Source organism: Mycobacterium sp., assembly GCF_052144515.1.
Classification (GTDB): domain Bacteria; phylum Actinomycetota; class Actinomycetes; order Mycobacteriales; family Mycobacteriaceae; genus Mycobacterium.
In genome coordinates this window covers 1-6,502 of the sequence record NZ_JBKQQD010000067.1, presented here as the reverse complement: position 1 = coordinate 6,502, position 6,502 = coordinate 1, and the positions used below count along the sequence as shown (strand labels likewise).

7 protein-coding genes and 1 pseudogene are annotated in these 6,502 nt (G+C 64.5%); 5 read left to right on the top strand and 3 right to left on the bottom strand.

Translation table 11 applies throughout. The features are described 5' to 3' along the window. Both ACLP9N_RS03425 and ACLP9N_RS03420 read right to left on the bottom strand, forming a co-directional pair. A partial coding sequence (locus ACLP9N_RS03425; protein WP_442406079.1) for a PEP/pyruvate-binding domain-containing protein occupies window positions 1-250 on the bottom strand: 250 nt, incomplete at its 3' end. A 189-nt stretch (window positions 251-439) separates the two neighbouring features. After that, on the bottom strand, window positions 440-664 hold the full coding sequence (locus tag ACLP9N_RS03420; RefSeq protein WP_442406078.1) for a hypothetical protein: 225 nt from the start codon (window positions 662-664) through the stop codon (window positions 440-442). A gap of 529 nt (window positions 665-1,193) precedes the next feature. On the opposite strand from ACLP9N_RS03420, the gene ACLP9N_RS03415 reads away from it, so the two are divergent. From ACLP9N_RS03415 to ACLP9N_RS03395, 5 genes are all read left to right on the top strand, one after another. After that, the gene (locus ACLP9N_RS03415; RefSeq protein ID WP_442406077.1) at window positions 1,194-1,457 is read left to right on the top strand and encodes a hypothetical protein; all 264 of its coding nucleotides are present in this window, start codon (window positions 1,194-1,196) and stop codon (window positions 1,455-1,457) included. A 346-nt stretch (window positions 1,458-1,803) separates the two neighbouring features. Continuing rightward, window positions 1,804-2,646, top strand: a complete 843-nt coding sequence (locus ACLP9N_RS03410) for a helix-turn-helix domain-containing protein (RefSeq protein WP_442406076.1) — start codon at window positions 1,804-1,806, stop codon at window positions 2,644-2,646. Window positions 2,647-2,664: 18 nt separating this feature from the next. Further along, entirely contained in the window at window positions 2,665-2,835 is a 171-nt protein-coding gene (locus tag ACLP9N_RS03405; protein WP_442366578.1) for a helix-turn-helix transcriptional regulator, read from the top strand. Next, the gene (locus ACLP9N_RS03400; RefSeq protein ID WP_442406075.1) at window positions 2,832-3,137 is read left to right on the top strand and encodes an Arm DNA-binding domain-containing protein; all 306 of its coding nucleotides are present in this window, start codon (window positions 2,832-2,834) and stop codon (window positions 3,135-3,137) included. Before ACLP9N_RS03405 ends, ACLP9N_RS03400 begins: the two co-directional genes overlap by 4 nt. Beyond that, window positions 3,134-4,552 carry a tyrosine-type recombinase/integrase gene (locus ACLP9N_RS03395; protein WP_442406074.1) on the top strand — a complete coding sequence of 473 codons (1,419 nt, stop codon included), beginning with the start codon at window positions 3,134-3,136 and terminating at the stop codon, window positions 4,550-4,552. The genes ACLP9N_RS03400 and ACLP9N_RS03395 overlap by 4 nt, the downstream gene beginning before the upstream one ends. Window positions 4,553-4,724: 172 nt before the next feature. Here the strand turns inward: ACLP9N_RS03395 and ACLP9N_RS03390 are convergent. Continuing rightward, window positions 4,725-6,281, bottom strand: a pseudogene (locus ACLP9N_RS03390) (IS481 family transposase). Window positions 6,282-6,502 lie beyond the last annotated feature (221 nt).

Sequence of the window (6,502 nt, the reverse complement as noted above, 5' to 3'; positions counted from 1 at the left end):
CATGGCGATCACCGAGCCGGCGACCGAGGTTGTCCTCCAACTGCCGCAATGCCATCGTGACCTGAACTCGCAGCTCACCGGGCGCGCTGCCCTGCGACAAGTACTCCCGGCAAGCCTCCGTCGTGATCGTGAACCCGGGCGGCACCGGCAACCCCAGCTTGGTCATCTCGGCCAGGTTCGCGCCCTTACCACCCAGCAGGTCCTTCTGGTCCCTGTCGCCCTCGGCGAAGTCAAACACGTACTTGGTCATCAGGTTCTCCTTGGGGCGGGTTCGGCGGCGCAATGGATCGCGTCACCTGCTTGCTCCTTGACGTGTGACGACGAGGCCTCCCACCGGTCCGAATCCCTTCCGATGCCTGGCCCCGGCGCCGCGTGATCCAGACCATAGTTTCCCACTCCAGGCCTTCGATGTGGTCAGAGCGCCTGGAACACGGAGTGGTCACTGACACGACGCCACCAGCAGCCGCATCGCATGCAATGCCTTGCCCGCGGCCACGCGGTGCCCCTGTCGCTGGCGGTTCGCCTCAGCCTTGAGTTTCTCGATGCGCGCAGCCCGCCAGTCGTCGGCCTCGTCGGCCTGCGCGACTGGAACGGTAACTCGGTCAAATGACCAATGTTGGCCCGCTCGCGCGCTTTTCGGACCGCAGCGGCGGCCTGCTGCCATTCCAGCAGCCTCGCCCAGGCCAGTCCCCGTCTGGTGGTCTTCTCTATGCGCCCGATGCTAAACCCGACTCCGGACGCTTCCGCCGGTCCTAAGATGCGCCCTGCACCATCGGCCCAGCCACCCAGCTTTCCCAAGCTCGCCGCCATCACGATCCACACCACATTTTGTGTTCGCTGTGACCCAAATTTCCACGCCTCACCTTCGATGTCCCCTCCTCACCGCTCACCATCACATTTCGTCTCCCGTTTCCTCCCACATGCCCTCTAACTGCACTGCCCTGTTACTGCCCTGACTTCGCACCACACACCTCTTGCACACAGGTCACGAAACGATAACGCAATTTCGTCCGTATCTAATTAATGAGGTCCGCCTTACAATAAATTTTGTGACAACAAAACGGTGTCCACGATGCGGCGTAGAGATGCCGGGCCGCAACTGGCCGCCCAAGCCTGGACGCCCCTCCGTGTGGTGTTCCCACCAGTGCCGTCGCGCGGCGTACGAGGAGCGGCGCGCAGCACGGAACGGTGCGGTGGCAGTGCGAGTCGACGTGGTCGAAATGCCCGTCGAGCGGATCGTGGAACGCATCCGCATCGAGACGAGAGATGTCCCGTCCAGCCCCGCCGAGGCCGCCCAGATCGTGCTGCGATCCCCGCGCGCATGCCGCACGGTGCTGGAATCGTTGACCGCCGAAGTGGACTCCGGACGGTTGGACACTCGTGTGCACGCGCCCACTCTGCGCGCGGCTCAGCGCTTGCTCGCGTCGCTGAGGCGCGCACGACTCATCGATGGCTGAGACATGCCCGTAATGCCGCGCTTAGTCACTACGGCACATTCATTTTTTGAAATCGACCTCACGCAGCCGTTCCTGGGAGCCCCGTGCGCCGGCTATCAACAGAACAACACGGTGCGAGGGATCTATTGCGACGCAGTCCGTTTCGCGATATTCCACTGCGTTTCGGCCAATACCAGCAATTAGAACGCGACGACACAACATCCCGTGGAAAATTCTGCGCCTGACCGTCGCGCAACGAAATCACGCATCTTAACGTGCTTGATATGGAACGGCGCATGAAGGAAGGGTGCAGGTACGAGCAAGCCGAGACTGCTCGCGATGCGCAATCCTGGGCCCGCGCATCCGGATGAGCTGGGGTGCGCTCGCCTGGGCGACGGAGTCAGAAGTCGGGTCCTCGGCAGCGAAATTCATCCTCATCCTCCTGGCGAATAAGGCGGATGAGAACTATTCGTGTTATCCCTCGATCCGGACCTTGATGGCCGAGTCCAATGCAGGGAGAAGCACAGTCCTGCGCGCACTCCGGGATCTGGAAACGTGTGGCTTCATCAGCCGGCGTCCGCAGTTCCACGACTCCGGAGCCCGACGCTCGACTCGCTACTACCTGAATCACCCACTTGCGCCTCATCTTTCACCCGGTCCCGATGCGGGACTCCCCCGTCCCGATCTGGGACCCCCCGGTCTCGATTCGAGACGGACCCCGTCCCGCTCCAGGACGGGGATGGTGTCAGAGCGGCACCCCCCGGGGGTCCCACAGCGGGACCCCTTGAATCCATCAATTGAATCCCCATCCGAACCGAGCGATGTCGCAGCTGAGATCTTGGACGCAGCTACCGAAACGTGGAAGCTGAACAGCCGTGAGGCCCGTAGTCTGCACTCGGCCATCGAGTCCGCCCTGGCGCACGGATGGCGGGCCGCGGATCTCACCAACCACCTGATCCGAAACCCCAACGGAGCGCGTGATCCGGTGCGGGTGCTCGCCCGGCGGCTCACCGATCTTCCACAGCTGCAAGATCCACATCCGGCAACCGTGCCGTGGTGTGGTGAATGCGAGGACGCGCATTCTCGCACCATCACAGTCACTGAGCCCGACGGAACCGAAGCTGCGCAGTTTTGTCCCCAGTGCAGCCCGCAAGTCCACAGGCCTCGTCCATCCGAATTGAAATCCTCACAACGTATGGAAAGGTGGTGAATTATCTTGGAGAGCAACGTGTTCAATGAACTTCCCCTACTGCTTGCGGTACCCCGTGCGGCGCAGCTGCTGGGAATCAGTCGGGCAGCAGCATATCGGTTGGTGGCCTCCGGCGAGCTGCCAGTGCGTCGGCTCGGCGGCCGCGTTTACGTCGTGACCGCGGGCCTGCGTGAGCTGGTGGCATCTTGAAGGGCGCAGTGCACCAGCGCGGCTCGACGTGGTACTACAAGTCCCGCCTCCCCGAGCGGGACTCGTCGACCGGCCGCTACCCCTGGATCACCAAGGGCGGCTTCGACACCGAACGCGAAGCCTGGAAGGCCTGCCGCGAAGCGATACGCGACGCCGACCCCGACCGAGTCGTCAAACCGTCGACTCGCCTAAATGCCGCCCCGCAGCTCCCTACCCACCATCGAGCGGTGGATCACCGAGGCCAAACGCCGCAGATGTTGCCACGTGACCGGAGCAAAGCAACCGAGGAGACCGACCGATGAGCACCGAAGCCGCTGCCGACCCAACGCCCGCCGATCGCGAAAAGACCAAGCGCACCCGTCGCGCATTGCCGATCACCAAGCGCATCGCACGCAACGGGAAAGTCAGCTACACATTCCAGCTCGACGCGGCCACAAAGCCGGATGGCTCCCGCGACCGGCGGCGCTACACGTATACAACGCTGGTTGAGGCCAAACGCGAATACGCCCGCATTATGACCGAGGCGGCCGCGGGCACTCTGGTCCGGCGCGACAAGGTGACATTGGGGGCCTTTTTGGCCGAGTGGCTCGACAGCCGCCGCGTGCGACCCAACACCCTCGACGGCTACCGGGCAGCCCTCAAACCGGTTATCGACCACCTCGGCACAGTGCCTTTACAGCACCTCGACACCCCGCACCTCGACGAGTTGGTGACACTGCGCCTGACCGGCGAACCAATCCCCCAGCGCGCCAAGCGCGGACGCCGTTCCGCCGAGGTGCTGGCCTACCTGCGGGCGCGCCCAGAAGGTGCCGGGTATTCCGAGCTGCTGACCACCTTCGGCGAGCCCGGCATCAAAGCACTCGACCGTCTGGTGTCATCCGGTGATGTGCTGCGCCCGCGGCGTGCGCGATACGTCGCGGCACTGCCTACCGAACCCGAGCGTCCGAAAGTGTCTGGCGGCGTGAGTAACCGGACCGTTTGCGCCATGCTGACTGTCCTGTCGCAGGCACTCGCCGCCGCCATGAAACGCGGTCTCGTCGCCCGCAACGTCGCCCAACTTGTCGACCGCCCGGCCATCGATCACCGCGAGATGTCCACGTGGACGCCGCAGCAGGTCGAACGGTTCCGCGAGCATGTGCGGAGTGACCGCCTCTATGCGTGCTGGCTGCTAACGCTCGCCGGCTGGCGACGCTCCGAAGTGCTCGGCCTGGCGTGGTCAGCGGTGAACTTCGACGCTGGGACGGTCAGCGTCGCCCAAGGCCGCGTTGTCGTGCGCGGCGCGGGAACCACGACCGGCGCACCGAAGTCCGAACGCTCCCGGCGCACACTGCCGATGCCCGCCGATGTCATGGCCGCTTTGCGAGCGCTGAACGCACAGCAGAAGCGCGAAAGACTGGCGCTCGGCCCGACATGGATTGACACGGGCCTCATCGCGATCAATGAGGACGGCTCCCCGATTCGGCCCGAGACCTACTCCAAGGCATTCCGCCGACACTGCACAGCAGCGGGCGTGCCGGCGATCCGGTTGCACGACACCAGGCACACCGCCGCGACGCGGATGCTCGACAGCGGCACCACGGTGTCGGCGACGGCGAAGTGGCTGGGCCACGATCCGGCGCTGACACTCCGGGTGTACGGCCACGTGTACGAAGACGCGCTGGCGTCCGCCGGTGACGTGCTATTCGGGGGGATGTCCCCTGCCGACACGGAGCGTTGATTCAAGCCCTCAGTCTTCCGACGGCTGTTGTATTGGGTTGACTACAACCCTCCAATGCCGCGCTAGCCCCCGACATAGTGATGCGGGCAATGACATGCGGAGCGGAGTTTCACACCATGTGGCAGTCCCCAAGCGCCCCTAGAGCACGCAATCGCTCGGGTGTGCGAACCTGTCAAGTTCCGGTACCCGCTTGATGAATGAGTTCCGGTAGCTGCTTTACAGGTGGGGTGCGGTCTGGGGCATCCTGGCGCGGCTTGCGGGGCCGGCCGTGTGGGGTGGCGAATGCGCCATGTTCCTTGGCCCGGTCGTGGCGGATGGGCTGGGTGCGCACGATGGTGCCCTGATGGGCCATCTGCACCGACCCGGCGACGATGGACACCTCGACTTCTTTTCCGCGCCAGGACCTTCCGGCCCGGTACATGGTCCCGGCGAACGACACGTAGCCGCTGGCATCGACCATGCGGGTCACCACGATCCCAGTGGTCGCCGCCCGCGGGGTGCGCCGGCCTTGCCGCAGCACCGCGGCGGTGGTGGTGTCGGGTTTATGGCGCTGCACGTGGGAGGCGACCAGCACGTCATGGTGGTAGATCTGCACCAGGTTGTCGGCGACGACCGCCTGCACCGGCTCACCGGCCAACACGATCGGCACCCGATACCCAAACCCGGCCAAGCGGATCAACCCGCGCTGATCCACCCACCGCTGCACGCCGGCACTGCGCAGATCCGCACGCTGGGACGCCGCGCGCCCTCGCCCATTCGTCGCGACCGCTGCGAGGGGCTCCACGACTTCAAGATCGGGACCCGCGGCCAACGCAAACCGTTGCGCCGGGGGACGCATTCCCAGCGACTGATGCGGGCGCTCGGTGTTGTAATGACCCACCCACCCATCCAACGCCACCTGCAGTTCACCGATGGTGGCGAACACGCGATCGGCATCGGCGAAGAACTCCGCCCGCATCGTCTTATGAAGGCGCTCAACCTTTCCCGTCGTGGTGGGCGAGCGCGGCGCGGTCAACAAATGCGCGATCCCGTTCTCCACGCAGACCCGATCGAACAACACTTCCGACGAGGAACCGCCCGGACCGAACCGCCCCGTGAACACCTTCCCGTTGTCAGTCAAGATCTGCTCAGGCACACCGTGGCGCTGCAGGGCACCCAGCAACGCATCGCACACCGGCCGCGCTGTCGCTCGCGCGACCACCTTGGCCGACACCACAAACCGGGAGTTGTCATCGATCCCGGTCACCACCTTGACCTCTGCCCCGTCACTCAGATGAACCCCGCCCACGACATCCATCTGCCACAACTCCATCGGCCGACCCCGCTACCAGCGCTTATAGTCGGCCCGCCGCCGACGACGCCTGGCCGGGTCAATACGCCCGTTGCGCACCAACGCCCGATACACACTGGAACGCCCCGGCACCGGCACAACACCTTCGCGCGTGAGCTCGTAGACGATCCTGGTAGGCCCCCAACGGGGATTCTGATCACGCAACACCAACACCCGCGCCTCCAGCGCCGGCGCCATCTGATGAGGACACCCATGCGGACGCGACGAGCGGTCCTCAAGATTCAGCACCGCCCCCTCACGCGCATAACGACGCAACCACGCATGCACCGTCTGGCGCGACACCCCGTAACGAAGGGCAACAGTGCTGATCACCGCCCCATCTAGGACCTCAAGCACCGCCCGATAACGCAACTCGGACATCCGCAGCTCCCGCAACATGCCGGCCCCTTTCGCAGCCACCAACGACTACGAAAAAACCCCCACCCACCAACGGGCGTAAAGCACCTACCGGAACTGTTGTCGCAGACCTACCTGAACTACCCCGGGTTTAGTTCCGATCTCTATAGGAGGATTGGAAGCTATGCCCCGTCAGTATCCGCCGGAGTTTCGCCAGCGTGCAGTGCGTTTAGTGGATACCACGATGGAAGCCTCGGACGTTT

What these genes read in the sequence shown, in the direction of transcription:
- ACLP9N_RS03420 (WP_442406078.1), bottom strand. Translation starts at nt 664, where the DNA reads ATGGCAGCAGGCCGCCGCTGCGGTCCGAAAAGCGCGCGAGCGGGCCAA.
- ACLP9N_RS03395 (WP_442406074.1), top strand. Translation starts at nt 3,134, where the DNA reads ATGAGCACCGAAGCCGCTGCCGACCCAACGCCCGCCGATCGCGAAAAG.
- ACLP9N_RS03410 (WP_442406076.1), top strand. Translation starts at nt 1,804, where the DNA reads ATGAGCTGGGGTGCGCTCGCCTGGGCGACGGAGTCAGAAGTCGGGTCC.